This window comes from Lysinibacillus sp. YS11, from assembly GCF_002896375.1.
Classification (GTDB): domain Bacteria; phylum Bacillota; class Bacilli; order Bacillales_A; family Planococcaceae; genus Lysinibacillus; species Lysinibacillus capsici.
In genome coordinates this window covers 4087001-4106211 of record NZ_CP026007.1, presented here as the reverse complement: position 1 = coordinate 4106211, position 19211 = coordinate 4087001, and the positions used below count along the sequence as shown (strand labels likewise).

General features: G+C 39.3%; 16 protein-coding genes, 1 tRNA gene and 2 rRNA genes. 16 read left to right on the top strand and 3 right to left on the bottom strand.

Going from position 1 to position 19211, the window contains the following annotated elements:
• Positions 1–175 precede the first annotated feature (175 nt).
• A 23S ribosomal RNA gene (locus LBYS11_RS20540) occupies positions 176–3103 on the top strand.
• Between the two features lie 110 nt (positions 3104–3213).
• Positions 3214–3329, top strand: a 5S ribosomal RNA gene (rrf, locus tag LBYS11_RS20535).
• Positions 3330–3488: 159 nt separating this feature from the next.
• On the opposite strand, the gene LBYS11_RS20530 is transcribed toward rrf, so the two are convergent.
• A complete protein-coding gene (locus LBYS11_RS20530; protein WP_054548894.1) occupies positions 3489–4553 on the bottom strand; it encodes a M24 family metallopeptidase in 1065 nt (354 codons plus the stop codon).
• 209 nt (positions 4554–4762) lie between these two features.
• Here LBYS11_RS20530 and LBYS11_RS20525 point away from each other — a divergent pair.
• The 6 genes from LBYS11_RS20525 (at position 4763) to tsaD (ending at position 8438) form a co-directional block, all read left to right on the top strand.
• Positions 4763–4838, top strand: a tRNA-Asp gene (locus LBYS11_RS20525).
• A 467-nt stretch (positions 4839–5305) separates the two neighbouring features.
• Entirely contained in the window at positions 5306–5644 is a 339-nt protein-coding gene (locus tag LBYS11_RS20520; protein ID WP_048394912.1) for a hypothetical protein, read from the top strand.
• Between the two features lie 179 nt (positions 5645–5823).
• Entirely contained in the window at positions 5824–6273 is a 450-nt protein-coding gene (tsaE, locus tag LBYS11_RS20515; RefSeq protein WP_054548893.1) for a tRNA (adenosine(37)-N6)-threonylcarbamoyltransferase complex ATPase subunit type 1 TsaE, read from the top strand.
• Positions 6270–6977 (top strand): tRNA (adenosine(37)-N6)-threonylcarbamoyltransferase complex dimerization subunit type 1 TsaB, encoded by a 708-nt coding sequence (gene tsaB / locus LBYS11_RS20510; protein WP_103118887.1) that lies wholly within the window; start codon positions 6270–6272, stop codon positions 6975–6977. Before tsaE ends, tsaB begins: the two co-directional genes overlap by 4 nt.
• Entirely contained in the window at positions 6970–7422 is a 453-nt protein-coding gene (gene rimI, locus LBYS11_RS20505) for a ribosomal protein S18-alanine N-acetyltransferase (protein WP_054548892.1), read from the top strand. The genes tsaB and rimI overlap by 8 nt, the downstream gene beginning before the upstream one ends.
• Positions 7422–8438 (top strand): tRNA (adenosine(37)-N6)-threonylcarbamoyltransferase complex transferase subunit TsaD, encoded by a 1017-nt coding sequence (tsaD, locus tag LBYS11_RS20500; RefSeq protein ID WP_048394920.1) that lies wholly within the window; start codon positions 7422–7424, stop codon positions 8436–8438. Before rimI ends, tsaD begins: the two co-directional genes overlap by 1 nt.
• Positions 8439–8871: 433 nt before the next feature.
• Here tsaD and LBYS11_RS20495 read toward each other — a convergent pair whose 3' ends face one another.
• Complete coding sequence (locus LBYS11_RS20495) at positions 8872–10815, bottom strand: ABC-F family ATP-binding cassette domain-containing protein (RefSeq protein ID WP_103118886.1); 1944 nt, start codon at positions 10813–10815, stop codon at positions 8872–8874.
• A 253-nt stretch (positions 10816–11068) separates the two neighbouring features.
• Here LBYS11_RS20495 and LBYS11_RS20490 point away from each other — a divergent pair, with 253 nt between their 5' ends.
• The 3 genes from LBYS11_RS20490 to tatC all read left to right on the top strand — a co-directional run bounded on the left by LBYS11_RS20490 (position 11069) and on the right by tatC (position 12898).
• Positions 11069–11704 carry a redox-sensing transcriptional repressor Rex gene (locus tag LBYS11_RS20490; RefSeq protein WP_004224350.1) on the top strand — a complete coding sequence of 212 codons (636 nt, stop codon included), beginning with the start codon at positions 11069–11071 and terminating at the stop codon, positions 11702–11704.
• Between the two features lie 166 nt (positions 11705–11870).
• Positions 11871–12056 carry a twin-arginine translocase TatA/TatE family subunit gene (locus LBYS11_RS20485; protein ID WP_008176991.1) on the top strand — a complete coding sequence of 62 codons (186 nt, stop codon included), beginning with the start codon at positions 11871–11873 and terminating at the stop codon, positions 12054–12056.
• Between the two features lie 17 nt (positions 12057–12073).
• Positions 12074–12898, top strand: a complete 825-nt coding sequence (tatC, locus tag LBYS11_RS20480; protein WP_048394925.1) for a twin-arginine translocase subunit TatC — start codon at positions 12074–12076, stop codon at positions 12896–12898.
• 77 nt (positions 12899–12975) lie between these two features.
• On the opposite strand, the gene LBYS11_RS20475 is transcribed toward tatC, so the two are convergent.
• Positions 12976–13740 carry a CPBP family intramembrane glutamic endopeptidase gene (locus LBYS11_RS20475; RefSeq protein WP_036075465.1) on the bottom strand — a complete coding sequence of 255 codons (765 nt, stop codon included), beginning with the start codon at positions 13738–13740 and terminating at the stop codon, positions 12976–12978.
• A 171-nt stretch (positions 13741–13911) separates the two neighbouring features.
• On the opposite strand from LBYS11_RS20475, the gene groES reads away from it, so the two are divergent.
• The 5 genes from groES to LBYS11_RS20450 all read left to right on the top strand — a co-directional run bounded on the left by groES (position 13912) and on the right by LBYS11_RS20450 (position 19177).
• Entirely contained in the window at positions 13912–14196 is a 285-nt protein-coding gene (gene groES, locus LBYS11_RS20470; protein ID WP_004224358.1) for a co-chaperone GroES, read from the top strand.
• A 129-nt stretch (positions 14197–14325) separates the two neighbouring features.
• The gene (groL, locus tag LBYS11_RS20465; protein WP_004224361.1) at positions 14326–15957 is read left to right on the top strand and encodes a chaperonin GroEL; all 1632 of its coding nucleotides are present in this window, start codon (positions 14326–14328) and stop codon (positions 15955–15957) included.
• Between the two features lie 353 nt (positions 15958–16310).
• Positions 16311–17390: a FecCD family ABC transporter permease gene (locus LBYS11_RS20460; protein ID WP_103118885.1), complete on the top strand. Its 1080-nt coding sequence runs from the start codon at positions 16311–16313 to the stop codon at positions 17388–17390.
• Between the two features lie 4 nt (positions 17391–17394).
• The gene (locus LBYS11_RS20455; protein ID WP_054548890.1) at positions 17395–18156 is read left to right on the top strand and encodes an ABC transporter ATP-binding protein; all 762 of its coding nucleotides are present in this window, start codon (positions 17395–17397) and stop codon (positions 18154–18156) included.
• Positions 18157–18166: 10 nt separating this feature from the next.
• On the top strand, positions 18167–19177 hold the full coding sequence (locus LBYS11_RS20450; RefSeq protein ID WP_054548889.1) for an ABC transporter substrate-binding protein: 1011 nt from the start codon (positions 18167–18169) through the stop codon (positions 19175–19177).
• Positions 19178–19211: the final 34 nt, after the last annotated feature.

The window sequence follows — 19211 nt, the reverse complement described above, 5'->3', positions numbered from 1 at the left end:
ATTATTTCGGAATACAAACCTTGGGTTTGTAAGATTACGTTTTGCGTTCAGTTTTGAAGGTTCATTCTATCTGAATGAAACACTTCAAAACTTGTTCTTTGAAAACTGGATAAAACGACATTGAAATTGTAACAAACACATTTATTTTTTAAGTTTTTTATAGGCTTAATAACTTGGTTAAGTTATTAAGGGCGCACGGCGAATGCCTTGGCACTAGGAGCCGAAGAAGGACGGCACTAACACCGATATGCTTCGGGGAGCTGTAAGTGAGCTTTGATCCGGAGATTTCCGAATGGGGGAACCCACTACGTTTAATCGCGTAGTATCTTGACGTGAATACATAGCGTCTTGAAGGCAGACCCAGGGAACTGAAACATCTAAGTACCTGGAGGAAGAGAAAGAAAAATCGATTCCCTGAGTAGCGGCGAGCGAAACGGGAAGAGCCCAAACCAAGAGGCTTGCCTCTTGGGGTTGTAGGACACTCTATACGGAGTTACAAAAGAGCGAGTTAGATGAAGCGACTTGGAAAGGTCCGCCAGAGCAGGTAAAAGCCCTGTAGTCGAAAGTTCGTTCTCTCCTGAGTGGATCCTGAGTACGGCGGAACACGTGAAATTCCGTCGGAATCCGGGAGGACCATCTCCCAAGGCTAAATACTACCTAGTGACCGATAGTGAACCAGTACCGTGAGGGAAAGGTGAAAAGCACCCCGGAAGGGGAGTGAAAGAGATCCTGAAACCGTGTGCCTACAAGTAGTTAGAGCCCGTTAATGGGTGATAGCGTGCCTTTTGTAGAATGAACCGGCGAGTTACGATTACGTGCGAGGTTAAGCTTTAGAAGGCGGAGCCGCAGCGAAAGCGAGTCTGAATAGGGCGAAATAGTACGTGGTCGTAGACCCGAAACCAGGTGATCTACCCATGTCCAGGGTGAAGGTGAGGTAACACTTACTGGAGGCCCGAACCCACGCACGTTGAAAAGTGCGGGGATGAGGTGTGGGTAGCGGAGAAATTCCAATCGAACTTGGAGATAGCTGGTTCTCTCCGAAATAGCTTTAGGGCTAGCCTCGTGATGAGAATACTGGAGGTAGAGCACTGTTTGGACTAGGGGGCCATCCCGGTTTACCGAATTCAGACAAACTCCGAATGCCAGATATTTATACACGGGAGTCAGACTGCGAGTGATAAGATCCGTAGTCAAAAGGGAAACAGCCCAGACCACCAGCTAAGGTCCCAAAGTAATCGTTAAGTGGAAAAGGATGTGGCGTTGCACAGACAACCAGGATGTTGGCTTAGAAGCAGCCATCATTTAAAGAGTGCGTAATAGCTCACTGGTCGAGTGACGCTGCGCCGAAAATGTATCGGGGCTAAACGATTCACCGAAGCTGTGGATTGACATCTACGATGTCAGTGGTAGGAGAGCGTTCTAAGTGCGTTGAAGTCAGATCGGAAGGACTGGTGGAGCGCTTAGAAGTGAGAATGCCGGTATGAGTAGCGAAAGACGGGTGAGAATCCCGTCCACCGTATGACTAAGGTTTCCTGAGGAAGGCTCGTCCGCTCAGGGTTAGTCGGGACCTAAGCCGAGGCCGATAGGCGTAGGCGATGGACAACAGGTTGATATTCCTGTACCACCTCCTCACCGTTTGAGAAATGGGGGGACGCAGTAGGATAGGGTAAGCGCGCCGTTGGTTGTGCGCGTCCAAGCAGTAAGGCGTGTGTGTAGGCAAATCCGCACACTGTAACGTTGAGCTGTGATGGCGAGTCCGTATGGACGAAGTTCCTGATTTCACACTGCCAAGAAAAGCCTCTATCGAGGTGAGAGGTGCCCGTACCGCAAACCGACACAGGTAGTCGAGGAGAGAATCCTAAGGTGTGCGAGAGAACTCTCGTTAAGGAACTCGGCAAAATGACCCCGTAACTTCGGGAGAAGGGGTGCTCTTGAGCGTGCAAGCGCATGAGAGCCGCAGTGAATAGGCCCAGGCGACTGTTTAGCAAAAACACAGGTCTCTGCAAAACCGTAAGGTGACGTATAGGGGCTGACGCCTGCCCGGTGCTGGAAGGTTAAGAGGAGTGGTTAGCGCAAGCGAAGCTGCGAATTGAAGCCCCAGTAAACGGCGGCCGTAACTATAACGGTCCTAAGGTAGCGAAATTCCTTGTCGGGTAAGTTCCGACCCGCACGAAAGGCGTAACGATCTGGGCACTGTCTCAACGAGAGACTCGGTGAAATTATAGTACCTGTGAAGATGCAGGTTACCCGCGACAGGACGGAAAGACCCCGTGGAGCTTTACTGTAGCCTGATATTGAATTTTGGTACAACTTGTACAGGATAGGTAGGAGCCAGAGATCTCGGAGCGCCAGCTTCGAAGGAGGCGTCGGTGGGATACTACCCTGGTTGTATTGAAATTCTAACCCATGCCCCTTAGCGGGGCAGGAGACAGTGTCAGGCGGACAGTTTGACTGGGGCGGTCGCCTCCTAAAAGGTAACGGAGGCGCCCAAAGGTTCCCTCAGAATGGTTGGAAATCATTCGTAGAGTGTAAAGGCACAAGGGAGCTTGACTGCGAGACCTACAAGTCGAGCAGGGTCGAAAGACGGGCTTAGTGATCCGGTGGTTCCGCATGGAAGGGCCATCGCTCAACGGATAAAAGCTACCCCGGGGATAACAGGCTTATCTCCCCCAAGAGTCCACATCGACGGGGAGGTTTGGCACCTCGATGTCGGCTCATCGCATCCTGGGGCTGTAGTCGGTCCCAAGGGTTGGGCTGTTCGCCCATTAAAGCGGTACGCGAGCTGGGTTCAGAACGTCGTGAGACAGTTCGGTCCCTATCCGTCGTGGGCGTAGGAAATTTGAGAGGAGCTGTCCTTAGTACGAGAGGACCGGGATGGACACACCGCTGGTGTACCAGTTGTCTTGCCAAAGGCATCGCTGGGTAGCTATGTGTGGACGGGATAAGTGCTGAAAGCATCTAAGCATGAAGCCCCCCTCAAGATGAGATTTCCCATTACGCAAGTAAGTAAGATCCCTCAAAGACGATGAGGTAGATAGGTTCGAGGTGGAAGTGTGGTGACACATGGAGCTGACGAATACTAATCGATCGAGGACTTAACCAAAACGTTTGAAACATTCAATGCACCGTTTATCCAGTTTTGAAAGAGCAAATCTTTCTAAAAAGAGAGCTTCTAGACACAGCAGTACGCCATGTATGGAAGGTCGACCATAGTCTAGTGATGATGGCAAAGAGGTCACACCCGTTCCCATACCGAACACGGAAGTTAAGCTCTTTAGCGCCGATGGTAGTTGGGGGCTTCCCCCTGTGAGAGTAGGACGTCGCTAGGCAAACAAAACAGTCAGCTGTGTGTTGGCTGTTTTTTCTTTTATAAAAAGAGTAAGTACAAAGAATTTATTGTACTTACTCTTTAAAACATTTGTTATATATCAAAGTAAGCAGCTAAACTTCTTTAATGATATCTCCATATAAAACATCACTTTAATGGGCTATAAAATAATGAGTTCCTTAGGAGAGTGAGTGATGACTTCCACACCTTCTTTTGTAACGATAACATCATCCTCGATTCGAACACCACCTACATTAGGTATATAAATACCCGGTTCGACAGTTAGTACCATATTTTCTTCTAACATGTCTTTACATATGGTAGACATAAATATGTTTTCATGGATATCTAAGCCTATACCATGTCCTGCACCGTGTCCGTAATTTTGTCCATATCCCTTTTTAGTAATGTAGTCTCGTGAATAACTATCGGCCTCTTGTCCAGTTATACCAGCCTTCATATTGGAAAGGGCATGCTGTAAGGCACCATAAACTATTTGATATACTTCTTTTAATTGCTCTAATGGTTCTCCAACAGCAATCGTTCTTGTCATATCAGAACGATAACCTCGGTAGTAAGCACCAAAATCCATTGTCAACATGTCACCTTGCTCCACTATTTTAGAGGATGCTACGCCATGTGGGAGTGCTGAACGATGGCCAGAAGCAATAATCATATCGAAGGCTGCACCTGTTGCACCATTTTTTCGCATATGAGACTCTAATTCATAGGCAATCTCCAGTTCTGAAATACCTGGTTTGATGAATGTCAGAATATGATTAAACGCCTCATCGGAAATCCATGCTGCTTTCTTAATTATTTCAATTTCTTCTGGTGTTTTAATCATCCGTAAATCTTCTACAATAGTAGGCATTGGTTTTAATATAGCTGTCAATTTGCTCTTCATTAATTGATAGCTAAAATAAGTTACATGATGTTGCTCAAAACCAACAGTTTGAATTAATTCCTGTTCAAGAATTTCCTGAATGGTTTCATATAAATGGTTGCGATCAATCTCTAGTACTTCAAAGGTGTCACACTGATTTGTTGCTTGCTGTGTGTAGCGGAAGTCTACTAATAAAAGTGCGCGTGTCTTTGTTACAATAACTGTACCTGCACTACCTGTAAAACCTGTTAGATAGCGACGATTTTGAGCATTTGTGATAATAATTGCATCGGTATTATGGAGCTGTAAGGCTGCTTGTAATTGTTCTAATTTTGACATGTAATGTTTCCCCCTTCAAAGTTAAATATACTGCAAAATTTGCATCATGTTTAGAGCTTATATGAAAGTAGATGTTGATTATGTGGAAAATGCATTTCAGGATAACCTCTATCCTAGATTAAAGAGTGTTGGAAAATATATTAAAAAAATGTGAAAAAAGATATTGTATATCTATATTTTCTATGATATATTTATAAATGTCTTAAAGAGGTCCCGTGGTGTAGCGGTTAACATGCCTGCCTGTCACGCAGGAGATCGCCGGTTCGATCCCGGTCGGGACCGCCATTTAAATTGATATTACAGTCCTTATGATTTTACATCATAGGGACTTTTTTGTATGTGATTGGAGTATGAATCCAATTCATCTTTCAGGAGTTTATCAGTAAATTAAGTAGAAATTACATGACAAATGAATAATGTCGAAAGGATCAACACTGCCTAGTAGAAACACAGAGGCTAAAAGCATAACATTCTGTGAAGTATTTGAGACCAACTTCCCTTTATTATTTCATAAACAACATCTATTTCCCTAAAACATATCAAGTGTATCTAAAAAATGGCTTAAATCGCTGTGAAATGATCGATAATATTGCCATAAACATAGCGAATTTCATATATTTAACATTATCTAAAAATAGTAAAAATTACCGATAAATGATAGCGTTTCTATAAGGTAAAATTAGAGATGTTTCTAATATAAAGATTAGGGGTAAAAAAGTAGAAGTAATCGGATTGGCTACGGAGGTGTTTATATGAGCAAAGATTATTCTTTTAAAAGTATTTATTTCCCTTTGCTTATTGGTTCCATGATAATGATGGTAGGCTGTGGAGATCCTATTATGGAGATTGAAGAATCAAATGCGTATCACTGGCAAAAAAATATGAACGAAGTAGAATTTGAGAAATTAAAAAATGATATGTCATATATTGAGGTAGTAGAAGCAGCAGGCGGCGCAGGTAAAAAAATCAAAAATAATGAATATCGTTGGAATGATGAAATCTTGATGACACAGGCCTATATAGTAAAATTTAAGGATGATAAACTAATTGGCAAAGAAATCATAGCAGTGAAAGGTCATTCAAACAGATAAATAGTTGTCACGTCTTTGTAAAAGAAGGCGTGTTTTTTTATTTAAATGGCTACCATGTCATAAAATTAGGCTTTTTAACGAAGATAATCTATGTAGGATATAATGATATTGGATGCTTTGAACATTTTCGCTAGTTTAGGTAAACTAGAGGTAATGTAGTGATGAGAGGAAAAATGAGAATGTATGAAATAATCATGAATTCAGTTGATGATACAGAGCGTTTTGCCGTGACACTTGCAAAATTACTAGAAGCTCAAGATACGATTACATTAGAAGGAGATTTGGGTGCAGGCAAGACAACGTTTACGAAGGCCTTAGCAAAAGGGCTTGGTGTGAAAAGAACGGTCAACAGTCCAACATTTACAATCATTAAACAGTATGAAGGACGTTTACCCTTCAATCATTTAGATGTTTATCGTTTGGCTGAAAGTGACGAGGACCTTGGTTGGGATGAATTATTTTATGGAGATGCAGTATCAGTGGTAGAGTGGGCGCATTTAATAGAACAGGATTTGCCACAGAATCGATTAGCGATAGAGATTTATCGAATCGGAGACAATGAACGACGATTTGTGTTAATACCTAGTGGGGAACGCTATGAGGCACTATGTGAGGAGCTAATGAAATGATTTGGTTAGGAATAGAAACAGCGAATACACCACTTTCCGTTGCTATTGTGAGGGATGGAAAAGTGGTAGCTGAGCTGGTACAAAATATAAAATTAACACATTCAGCAGGCGCAATGCCCGCTATTGAAGAGGTATTAGCAAGAGCAGGTTTGAGGGCAGGCGACTTGGATGTTATTGCAGTGTCTGAAGGGCCAGGTTCGTATACAGGGGTCCGTATAGGTGTAACATTAGCGAAAACCCTAGCATGGACATTACAGATACCTTTAGTTGGTGTCTCTAGCTTAAAAGCATTAGCTGCAAATGCTACCCTTTATAATGGATTAATTTGTCCAATTTTTGATGCAAGAAGAGATAATGTTTATACAGCTGTTTATCAAGGAGTGACTCTAGAGGCTCTTGTGGAGGATCATCATGCACATATCGCTGATTTATTAGAGCGTTTAAGGGCATTAGATGCACCTATTTTATTTGTAGGAACAGATGTGGGCTTATTTTGGGATAACATTGTAGAGGAGCTTGGCGATAACGCTTTTCGTGCACCTTTTAGTCTTGACTTGCCACGTGCAACGGAAGTTATTCGTGTAGGAACTAAAGTGGAATTACCGAGTGTTGAAGCTACTCATCACTTTGTCCCACAATATAAACGAATTGCAGAGGCTGAAGCAAATTGGCTGAAAGAACAGAAGGAGAAAGAACATGAGTAGTGATGTAACTTATCGTAAAATGGTTTCTGATGATGTACCAGCAGTTTATGAAATTGAAGTAGCTTCATTTCCTGTACCTTGGACGTTGGATTCCTTTTACTATGAAGTACATGAAAATCAGTATGCCCATTATGTGCTGGCTGTTGATGCAAGTGGAAGTATTATTGGTTTTTGCGGGATGTGGATGGTTATAGATGCAGCCCAAATTACGAATGTAGCAGTTATTGAGGCAGCTCGTGGACGAGGTATAGGCGAGGGATTAATGCGTGAGGCAATGCAAATAGCTCGTTTACATGGAATGGAGGTTATGACATTGGAGGTACGAGTAACGAACACAGTTGCACAAAATCTTTATCGTAAGCTCCAATTCCAAGATGGTGGTATACGGAAAGGTTATTATACGGATAACGGGGAGGATGCCCTTGTCATGTGGGTGAATTTATAATGAATAATGGATTGATATTAGCAATAGAATCAAGCTGTGATGAAACAGCTGCAGCGATTATACGAAATGGTCATGAAATCGTGTCGAATGTTGTTGCTTCTCAAATAGAGAGTCATAAGCGATTTGGTGGCGTTGTTCCTGAAATTGCATCACGCCATCACGTTGAACAAATTACGATGGTAATTGAAGAAGCATTAGCTCAAGCAAATTTAAAGCCGGTAGATTTGGATGCGGTTGCTGTTACAGAGGGTCCGGGTCTTGTAGGGGCATTGTTGATTGGTATTAATGCAGCGAAGGCTTTTGCCTTTGCGAATAACCTACCAATTGTAGGTGTGCATCATATTGCAGGGCATATTTATGCCAATGCGCTTGTTCAGCCGATGGAGTTCCCTTTATTAGCACTAGTAGTTTCAGGCGGTCATACAGAGCTTGTCTATATGAAGGAACATGGCTCTTTTGAAGTCATTGGTGAAACACGAGATGATGCAGCTGGTGAAGCTTATGATAAAGTGGCGCGTGTTTTAAATTTACCTTATCCTGGTGGACCACATATTGATCGTCTTGCTCATGAGGAAGGAGAGGCTGTTCCTTTTCCAAGAGTATGGTTGGAAGAGGATTCATATGATTTTAGCTTTAGCGGTTTAAAATCAGCTGTCATCAATTATAAACATAATATGGATCAACGAGGTGAAGCCATTTCACCAGCAGCTGTCGCCAAGGGCTTTCAGGAAAGTGTTGTTGAAGTACTGACTGCTAAAACATTACGTGCTGCTCGCGAATATCAGGTGAAACAGGTTATTGCAGCTGGAGGTGTAGCAGCAAATAAGGGGTTGCGAATTTCTTTGGAGACTGTATTTGAAGAGGAAGGTATCCCGTTTTTTGTACCGCCGCTTAAATTGTGTACTGATAATGCGGCAATGATTGGCGCAGCAGCTATGCCGATGTTTGAGGCTGGTATTCGAGGAAACTTAATGATGAATGGACGTCCAGGAATGGAGTTAAAATCCTGGGTATAGTGTAGGAAAGAGGTATCTATATTTTTAGATATCTCTTTTTTAATTGTCGAATAATTGTTGATAAAAAAGAACCGTGCTAAGGGAATAGTCAGTAGAGGCATCACAATTGACAAATTTTTCAGAAAATTATCCACAGGTAAAGGAGCGAATTAAATGGCGAACACGCGTACTTATGCACAAATTGTTGATAACTTGTGTATAACTTGTGATTATTCAATATATAGTAGCTGGTTTTATACGATAGAATGTGGATAAAATAAATTTTTATTGTGGACAATGTGGAAAACTCTGTTGATATGTTGGTATTACTAGATTTATAGTGTGAATAAAACTGTGGGCATTTTTTGTCGAAAAATAGCACTTGACCAATATATATGAAAAATGAAGACAAGTAAAGAAAAAGCCATGTGACCTTTCACATGGCATACATCATTTACATACTAATATTTTCAAGTTCTTCATTTAACTCAAGCCATTCTAATTCTAATAGCTCATGCTGTTCTTTAGCAGTTGCTAATTCTGCTTGAAGCATTGAAATTTTTTCATGGTCGGTAAAAATGGCAGAGTCACAAAGAGCTTCTTCTAGTCTTGCAACAATAGCAGATGTTTCTTGCATCTTGCTTTCTAAATCTTCAATCGTACGTCTAATTTGACGTTCACGCTTTTTTGCTTCTTTATCAATTTTTGATGTAGACGTTTTATCAGGGAGGTCTTGCTGTACTTGTGGTTGGGAGGCAACTTTCATTTGTGCTAGCTCCAATAGTTCCTGCTTTTTCTCAACGTAATAATCGTAATCACCTAAATATTCAAATGAACCCGTTCCAGATAACTCCACCACTTTTGTTGCGATACGATTAATGAAGTAGCGGTCGTGTGAGACAAATAGAAGCGTACCTGGATAATCAATCAAGGCATTTTCTAATACCTCTTTGCTATCTAAGTCTAAATGATTGGTAGGCTCATCTAGAATTAAGAAATTAGCCTTTTGCATCATTAGCTTTGCGAGTGCAAGGCGTGCTTTTTCACCGCCCGATAAAGAGGATACAGCTTTATCCACATCTTCACCACTAAAAAGAAAACGCCCTAATACAGTTCGAATATCTTTTTCGTTCATGAGTGGCCATTCATCCCATAATTCTTTTAGGACACTCTTATTGCTCGATAGCTTTGCTTGCTCTTGATCATAGTAGCCGATTTGTACATTCGTACCATAACGAATACTACCTCCAAGAGGGGATAAATCTTTTACAATTGTTTTTAATAATGTCGATTTACCAACTCCGTTTGGGCCAACAAGGGCAATACGATCCTCACGAAAAGTGCGGAGGTTTATCCCACTAGAAATGGTGCGATCGTTATAACCTATCGTTAATTCATCAACAGATAAAACATCATTTCCACTTTGACGTTCAATCGTGAAACCGAAACTAGCGGATTTCTCATCACCATCCGGCGATTCCATCCACTCGGTACGTTCAAGCATTTTACGTCGACTTTGTGCCATTTTCGTTGTAGAAGCACGTGCAATATTTTTTTGGATAAAATCCTCTAGCTTGGCCTTTTCATCTTGCTGACGTTCATAGAGTTTGACATCACGCTCATAATTTTTAGCTTTTTCATCTAAATATGCACTATAATTACCCGGATATTTGGTAACGCGATGACGAGATACTTCGTAGACAATAGAAACGACTTGGTCTAAGAAGTAGCGGTCATGGGAAACAATTAAAATAGCGCCTTCATAGCCCTTTAAATAGGATTCCAACCAAGATAGTGTTTCGATATCTAAATGGTTCGTTGGCTCATCTAGAATTAAAAGATCTGGTTTACTAAGTAAGAGCTTAGCAAGTGCTAAACGTGTGCGCTGTCCACCAGATAAGGAACTGATGGGTTTGTCATAGTCTTCGGAATAAAATTGCATACCATGAAGGACTGACCGTATGTCTGATTCATATTGATAGCCACCTGCATCTTTAAACGTATGCTGTAATTGATCGTATTCCGACATAACTTTCGCATACATAGTAGGGTTTTCATAGACAGTAGGATCAGCCATTTGTTGTTCAAGTGAGCGTAGCAGCTGTTCTTGGGCTAAAAGAGATTCAAATATAGTCATCATTTCATTCCAAATTGTTAGCGTAGAGTTTAATCCTGCATGTTGCTCTAAATAGCCTATTTGAATATCCTTTGGGATAATGATATCACCTGAATCATAAGACATTTGACCAGCAATTATTTTTAATAAAGTAGATTTACCTGCACCGTTTCGTCCTACTAAGGCAACACGGTCACGGTGTTGAACTTCTAATTTAACACCACTTAAAATTTCATCTGCAAGAAAGGATTTAGTTAGTTGATTGACCTGTAAAACAATCATTCTTGACACCTCAATTCTACCTTAGTGTAATGGATGAACGATTTGCATGCAATGTCCGTGCTTTACTTATTCCTAGCAGTCATGTAAGATTGAAACGATTTCTTTTTAGTTAGCTGCGTATAAGGCGCCATTAACTAAAGAGAAATACAGCAGGGGATTGCAAAAATGTTGTATATTGTTAAGGATGAATGTATTAAAATTAGTAGTTAAAGACAGTAAAATTGATGGAGGTACATCATAAGGAGGAAAAAGTTTGAAACAAGAATTAAAAATTCCACAAGCCACTACAAAAAGACTTCCTCTTTACTATCGATTTATTCAAAACTTTGCACAAGAAGGTATGGAACGTATTTCGTCGAAGGAATTGAGTGAAGCGATGAAAATAGATTCTGCAACTATTCGCCGTGATTTTTCTTATTTTGGTGCACTTGGGAAAAAAGGTTATGGCTACGATGTGCAGCATCTATTACAATTTTTTAGCCAGACGCTTGATCAACATGAAACGACAAAAGTAGCGTTAATTGGTGTGGGGAATTTAGGCAGTGCATTATTAAAATATAATTTTCAAAAAAACCATAATACACATATTGTGGTAGCATTCGATTCAAAAGCACCGAAGGATGGCAAAATGATCAGTAACATTCCGGTTTTTCATCCAGATTTATTGGAAGAAAAATATGCAGAATACGGTGCAGAGCTTGCTATTTTAACCGTTTCACCACGCTCCGCTCAAAAAATGGCGGATCGCTTAGCAGCCATGAATGCAAAGGGAATTTTAAACTTTACGCCAGAGCGATTAACAGTACCTGATAGAATGCAGCTTTTAACCATCGATTTATCGGTAGAGTTGCAAGCGCTTATTTATTTAATTCGTAATCAGGAAGAGTGAAAACCATACATATTTTTTAGTGTAATTCACCGTTTCTGTCAAGATAGATAATTTAAATAAAATGGGGTCAAATCAGTGAGAGTGACGAAAAACTTTCACATATAATTAGTTAGCAAAATGGCGAAATATGCGTTAAAATGATGGATATAAAGAGGAGGTGGCTGTAATGGGTGGTATTGGTCCTATGAGCCTCATTATTATCGGAGTTGTCGCGTTACTAATTTTTGGTCCTAAAAAGTTACCAGAGCTTGGTAAGGCATTTGGTTCAACACTACGTGAATTCAAAAATGCTACTAAAGGTTTAGCCGACGAAGATGATGATGATAAGAAAAAGAAAGAACTAGATAAGTAAGTTAGGATGTTTGAGGAATGAATCCAAAAGATCTAACTGTCATTGAGCATATAGAAGAATTAAGAAAACGGCTGTTCATTGTTGCCGTTTTCTTTGTTCTAGCTATGGCCGGCGCCTTTTTTGTCGCAAAGCCACTTGTAAAATACCTTCAAATGACTGGAGCCAAATATAATATAGAGCTTCATGCATTTGACGTAGTCACACCACTTGCAATTTATATACAAGTTGTTTTTATAATTGCATTTATTCTTTCATCACCCGTGTTGATGTATCAATTATGGTCGTTTATTAGCCCTGGATTAAGGGAAGTAGAGCGTAAAGCAACTCTAAGCTATATTCCGTATTCATTTTTATTGTTTCTTGCAGGGTTATCTTTTTCGTACTTTTTACTATTCCCATATGTCATCAAATTCATGATGAATTTATCGAATGATTTGGAGATACAGCAAACCATTGGTATACATGAGTATTTTACATTCTTGTTTAAGCTTACAATACCGTTCGGTTTCCTTTTCCAGTTGCCAATTGTTGTTTTATTCTTTTCACGAATTGGCATATTAAGTCCGGAATTACTAATTCGTATTCGTAAATACTCGTACTTCGGTTTATTTGTATGTGCTGCGATTATTGCACCACCTGAGTTGGCTTCGCATTTAATGGTTTCAGTTCCGCTGTTTATTTTGTATGAAATTAGTATTATGATTTCACGAATTGGCTATAAGAAATATCTTAAATCCGAAGAGATTCGATTAAAAGAAGAACAGGAAGCGGAGCAAAAGCGCCAGATTGAAGAAGCACTTGAGCAGCAACGACGACAAATAGAAGAATTGAATCAACAGTAATAAATAAAGCTCGGTGCCCTAAATGGGACACCGAGCTTTTGTGTTATTTTTGCATCTTACAATCGCTTTACAAAAATTTATTGCATTTTTTCGAGTTCTTGAAGAAACTTTTGCAATGGTTCCGCATAGAATTGTACAAGTGTCACAAATCCATTAAGCATGACGTGTGCAATAATAGACGTCCAAATGCGCTTTGTTTTGTGATATAAAAAGGCAAAAATTAAACCACAAATGGTATAAAGCAAGATATGTGAGAAGTCGAAGTGTATAATCGCAAAGAAAATGGCACTCACAATTGCTGCCACCCAGAAATTTGTTGTTTGGACAAGCGAGCCAAAGATCACTCTACGGAAGACGAATTCTTCTAAGATTGGCCCGAATACAACAATTGCTAATATGGCGATGGGAGCACCTTTAGCTATCGCGACAATATCTGCAGTATTTTGTGAGCCTCCTTCAATACCGAAAACAGCCATCTCAATAGCTGCACCAATCATTTGTCCAAAGAACACTAGGAAGAAGCCGATGATTCCCCACACAATTGTAAGAGGTATCGTTTCTTTTTTTCCTTGATAAATGTTCCAAAATGCTTTATCTCGAGATGTAAGGATTAAGCTTAAAATGAGCGCTACCGCAAAACTTAGTGCGATATACCAACCTTGAGTAATAGGAGCCGCTTGTTCAGAAGCTAAACCAGTTACCTTCATGATGAGCTTATGGAACGGTAAGAGCAACCATCTGCTAGAGATTTGCATCAAGATATAAATCAGCAAAACATACAGGGCTGTTTTTTTATGTTTCGTTACTTTTTGAGAATTAGTCACAGTCAAAATCCTTTCCATTCATATGCTTCCTTTCTATTGTAGAGGAATATGGAAAGAAAACAAAATTTTTTGAAGTTCTGACTTGCAAAAAAAAGAGTGATTGATTATCATAATAATTGTGTTAGCACTCATTGATATAGAGTGCTAATAAATATCAACAATTATTTAACTATTAGGAGGTTGTTTCACTTGTTAAGACCACTAGGAGATCGTATTGTAATTGAACTAATCGAGGTAGAAGAAAAATCTGCATTCGGTATTGTACTACCTGACTCTGCAAAAGAAAAACCACAAGAAGGTAAAGTAGTAGCAGTTGGGACAGGTCGTGTATTAGAGAACGGGCAACGTGTAGAGCTTGACGTTAAAGTTGACGACCGCATTATTTTCTCTAAATACGCTGGCACAGAAGTTAAATTTGAAGGTAATGAATACCTAATTTTACGCGAAAGCGATATTCTTGCAATTATTGAATAAGAACTTTAAAGGCACCTTACGTAAGGTGAATACTTATTGTTTGCATAACAAATGTGACAATAAGGTGAAATTGATATAAATATATTGAAGAAGCTTAACGAATATTCCATTTCAGGAGGGTAAATTCTCATGGCAAAAGATATTAAATTCTCAGAAGACGCTCGTTCATTAATGTTACAAGGTGTAGATAAATTAGCAAATGCAGTAAAAGTAACATTAGGACCAAAAGGACGTAATGTTGTTTTAGAAAAAAAATTCGGTTCACCACTTATTACAAATGATGGTGTGACAATCGCTAAAGAAATCGAACTAGAAAACCCATACGAAAACATGGGAGCAAAATTAGTAGCAGAAGTTGCTTCTAAGACAAACGAAATCGCTGGTGATGGTACAACTACAGCAACAGTATTAGCTCAAGCAATTATTCGTGAAGGCTTGAAAAACGTTACAGCTGGCGCAAATCCAGTAGGTATCCGTAAAGGTATCGATAAAGCAGTTGCTGCAGCACTTACTGAATTACACGCTATTTCTCGCCCAGTAAGCAATAAGGAAGAAATTGCACAAGTTGCTGCTATTTCTGCTGCAGATGATGAAGTTGGACAACTAATCGCTGAAGCAATGGAACGCGTTGGTAACGATGGAGTTATTACAATTGAAGAATCAAAAGGCTTCACAACAGAGTTAGATGTAGTTGAGGGTATGCAGTTTGATCGTGGTTATGCTTCTCACTACATGGTAACTGACACAGATAAAATGGAAGCGGTTCTTGATAACCCATACATTTTAATTACTGATAAAAAAATTACAAACATTCAAGAAGTATTACCATTATTAGAACAAGTGGTGCAACAAGGTCGTCCACTTTTAATGATTGCTGAAGATGTAGAAGGTGAAGCACTTGCAACACTTGTTGTGAACAAACTTCGTGGTACATTTAATGCTGTAGCAGTAAAAGCACCAGGTTTCGGTGATCGACGTAAAGCAATGCTTGAAGATATTGCTATCCTGACAGGTGGCCAAGTGATTACAGAAGAATTAGGCTTAGACCTGAAATCAGCTGATATTTCTGCACTTGGTCGTGCAGCAAAAGTTGTTGTAACAAAAGACAACACAACAATCGTTGAAGGTGTAGGCGGAGCAGACGCAATTGAATCACGCATTGGTCAAATTCGTGCACAACTTGCTGAAACTACTTCAGAGTTCGATAAAGAAAAATTACAAGAACGTCTTGCAAAATTAGCAGGCGGTGTAGCAGTTATCAAAGTTGGTGCTGCAACAGAAACAGAGCTGAAAGAGCGTAAACTTCGTATTGAGGATGCTTTAAACTCAACTCGTGCGGCTGTTGAAGAAGGTATCGTATCAGGTGGTGGTACTGCTCTTCTAAACGTCTATGCAGCAGTAGAAAAAGCGGCTGAAGCAGTAGAAGGCGACGTATCTACAGGTGTGAAAATCGTTCTACGTGCTTTAGAAGAACCAGTTCGTCAAATTGCTAATAATGCTGGTCTTGAAGGCTCAATTATCGTAGATCGTCTAAAACGTGAAGAAGTTGGCATTGGTTTCAATGCAGCAACTGGCGAATGGGTAAACATGATGGAAGCAGGCGTAGTAGACCCAGCAAAAGTAACTCGCTCAGCTTTACAAAACGCAGCATCAGTTGCAGCCCTATTCTTAACAACAGAAGCGGTTGTAGCAGATATCCCTGAAGCAGCACCGGCAATGCCAGATATGAGCGGCATGGGCGGTATGCCAGGAATGATGTAAGATTTAGTTAGCCTATAAGCACAATCTTTTAAGTAATATGACCACTTTCCATAGTTTTATGGAAAGTGGTTTTTTATTTTGATTTTTTATTAGAACAGAGTTTAAATAAAAATCCTTAAATTTTCTTCGCTATATAATATCCGGAATTTACAATGAGCTGTTTTAATTTCTATCGGAACAATAATTTTAGCGAATTAAAACCCGCCAGTAGTGGAATATTTATCTACTGAATGTATGCATAATCTATAATTAAAAATTTTCCTGTTGTTTTTCAATGGATTATCACTTACAATACAAAATGAAAATGATAATCGTTATCATTAACTAAAAGTTTAATAGATAGAGGTGAAATTTTGGATAGACAGGAAGCTAACAGAATAGGAATGGGCAATATTTATTATGTTATTATCTTGCTTTTAATAGTCTCTATTTTAATATCTGCCATTTTTTCTGTATCAATAGGACAAGTCAGCATTCCTTTCAAGCAATCGATGGATATTTTGCTACATACTATATCCAATGGAAAACTTGGAACACTTGATAGTGTGGAAAGTGAATCCTATTTGAATATTATTCTACAGGTCAGAATGCCGCGTGTGGTTTTTGCCTTATTGATTGGTGTCGGTCTTGCATTGTGTGGGGCTGTCATGCAGGCAGTTGTCCAAAACCCGCTTGCTGATCCATACATACTTGGTATTTCTTCAGGAGCGTCATTAGGTGCAACCTTTGCTATTCTAGTTGGTTTTGGGAGTAGTGCATTGTTAGCACAATTTGGAGTAGCCTTTGGTGCATTTGCAGGGGCGATGATTACCTCTATGGCAGTGCTTATCTTATCCAGCATTGGAGGTAAAGCAACCTCAGTAAAATTGGTTTTATCAGGGGTTGTTATCGGTGCATTATGTAGTTCGTTTTCAAGCCTTATCATCTTTTTTGCCAATAATGCAGAGGGCATTAAAACTGTTACGTTCTGGTCTATGGGGAGTTTAGCATCTGCCAGCTGGGACAAAACACCAATTTTAACAATCGTGATTGTACTAGGAGCTGCATTATTCCTTTTCCAACATCGTGTGCTAAACACAATGCTACTTGGGGATGAATCAGCTATCACCTTAGGGATCAATTTAAGTGCTTATCGTAAATTATATATGATTCTTACCTCGCTTATTACAGGAACGATGGTCGCTTATGCAGGTATGATCGGTTTTGTTGGTTTAATTATTCCTCATATCACAAGAGGTATTTTCGGGGCAGATCACAAACGATTAATGTTAGGAACATTGCTCTTAGGAGGCCTTTTCATGATTTGGGCTGATATTCTGTCTAGAACATTAATCCAAAATGTGGAATTACCGATTGGTATTATTACTTCTGTCATTGGGTCACCATTATTTATCTATATGATTGTAAAAAAAGGTTACAACTTCGGAGGGTAGAACAATGGAATTAGTAGCAAAGGAAATAGAAGTAAAAATCGGCAAAAAGGAAATCGTAAAAAACGTATCCATTCATGTGAATAAGCAACAATTTGTGGGCTTAATCGGACCAAACGGATGCGGAAAATCAACTTTACTGAAAAGCATTTATAAAAGCCTAGTACCTCAAAAAGGGATGGTCTTCTTAGATGATTTAGATGTTTTAAAAAGCGCCGAAAAAAAGATTTCTCAACACTTAGGTGTAGTTGGACAATTTAATGAAATGCACTTTGATTTAACGGTACAACAAATGGTGATGTTAGGTAGAACACCTCATAAAAAAATGCTAGAGTCAGATAACCAAAAGGATTTTGACATCGTAGAAGAGGCATTGACAAGAACGAACTTACAATCTTATAGAGAGCGCAGTTTTCTTTCACTATCTGGTGGTGAAAAGCAAAGGGTTATTTTAGCTAGAACGATTGCCCAGCAGCCTAAATTTATGATTTTGGATGAACCAACAAATCATTTAGATATTCGTTATCAAATTGAAATACTATCCTGTGTAAAAAGTTTAAACATCGGTGTTTTAGCAGCTCTTCATGATCTAGAAATGGCAGCACATTACTGTGATTATCTTTATGCAGTAAAAGATGGTGAAATCTATGCACATGGTACACCCCAAGAAGTTTTAACACCAGAAACAATAGAAGCTTTATATCATATCAAATGTCAAACGTTTACTAATCCAGTGACGAATGGATTAGGCTTTGCATATGGACTGTAGGAGGAAAAACATGAAGAAAAAATTATTATTAGGAATTGGTTTAGCAGCTTTATTAACATTAACAGCCTGCGGTAACACATCAAAAGATACATCTAAGGAAACTCAAACAAAAGAGCATTATCCACTGACAATTGAGAACTTTACAAAGGCTGAAGGTGGATCAACATGGGAAAAGAAAGATCAAGTATTTGATCAAGCACCAGAAAGAATTATGGCAAATACACGTCCAGCTGCAGAATTATTATTACATTTAGGATTAGGCGATAAAATCGTTGGTGTTGGTGCAAACTTTGGTGCAGTTGATAAAGCTGTTGAAGAAGAGTATGCTAAGCTAAATATTTTAAGTGATGAATATGTTGGGAAAGAGGTTACATTAGGTACTGATCCTGATTTAGTATTTGGTCGTGGTGGCTTATTTGATAATGCTGAATGGGGAGTAGGGACAGTAGATTCGCTTAATGAAATGGGTGTAAAAACATATGTTTTAGAGTCATCCGTAACAGGCGGCACATATGATTCTATTTATAAAGATATAAAGAATATTGGTGAAATTTTTAATGTTCAAGACAAAGCAGATAGCTTTATTAAAGAATTAAAAGGTCGACAACAAGATATTTCCTCAAAATTAGAAAGTATAAAAGAAGAAAAAACATTTGCCTATTTGCATACAAATGATCCAAAAGAGCTTTTTGTTTATCCAGCACACGATGAAACATTCTTTAATGATGCATTTAAAATGGTTAAATTAGATAATATTTTTAAAGATGAAACAGGCGATGTAAGTGTTGAAACATTAATCGCAGCAGATCCAGATGTATTAATTCTTCCTAACTGGGACGGTTCTGATTTGACAAAAGTACGTGAAGAAATTTATGCGAATCCTAAACTATCAAGCATGAAGGCTATTAAAAATAAACAAATGTATATTGTAGATTACAATTACATGTTTGGCTATGGCTATAACACAATTGATGGAATGGAAGCATTAGCAAAAGAAATGTACCCAGACTTATTTAAATAAAACAAAAAGTGCTGTCCTAGCGGGTCGAATAAAT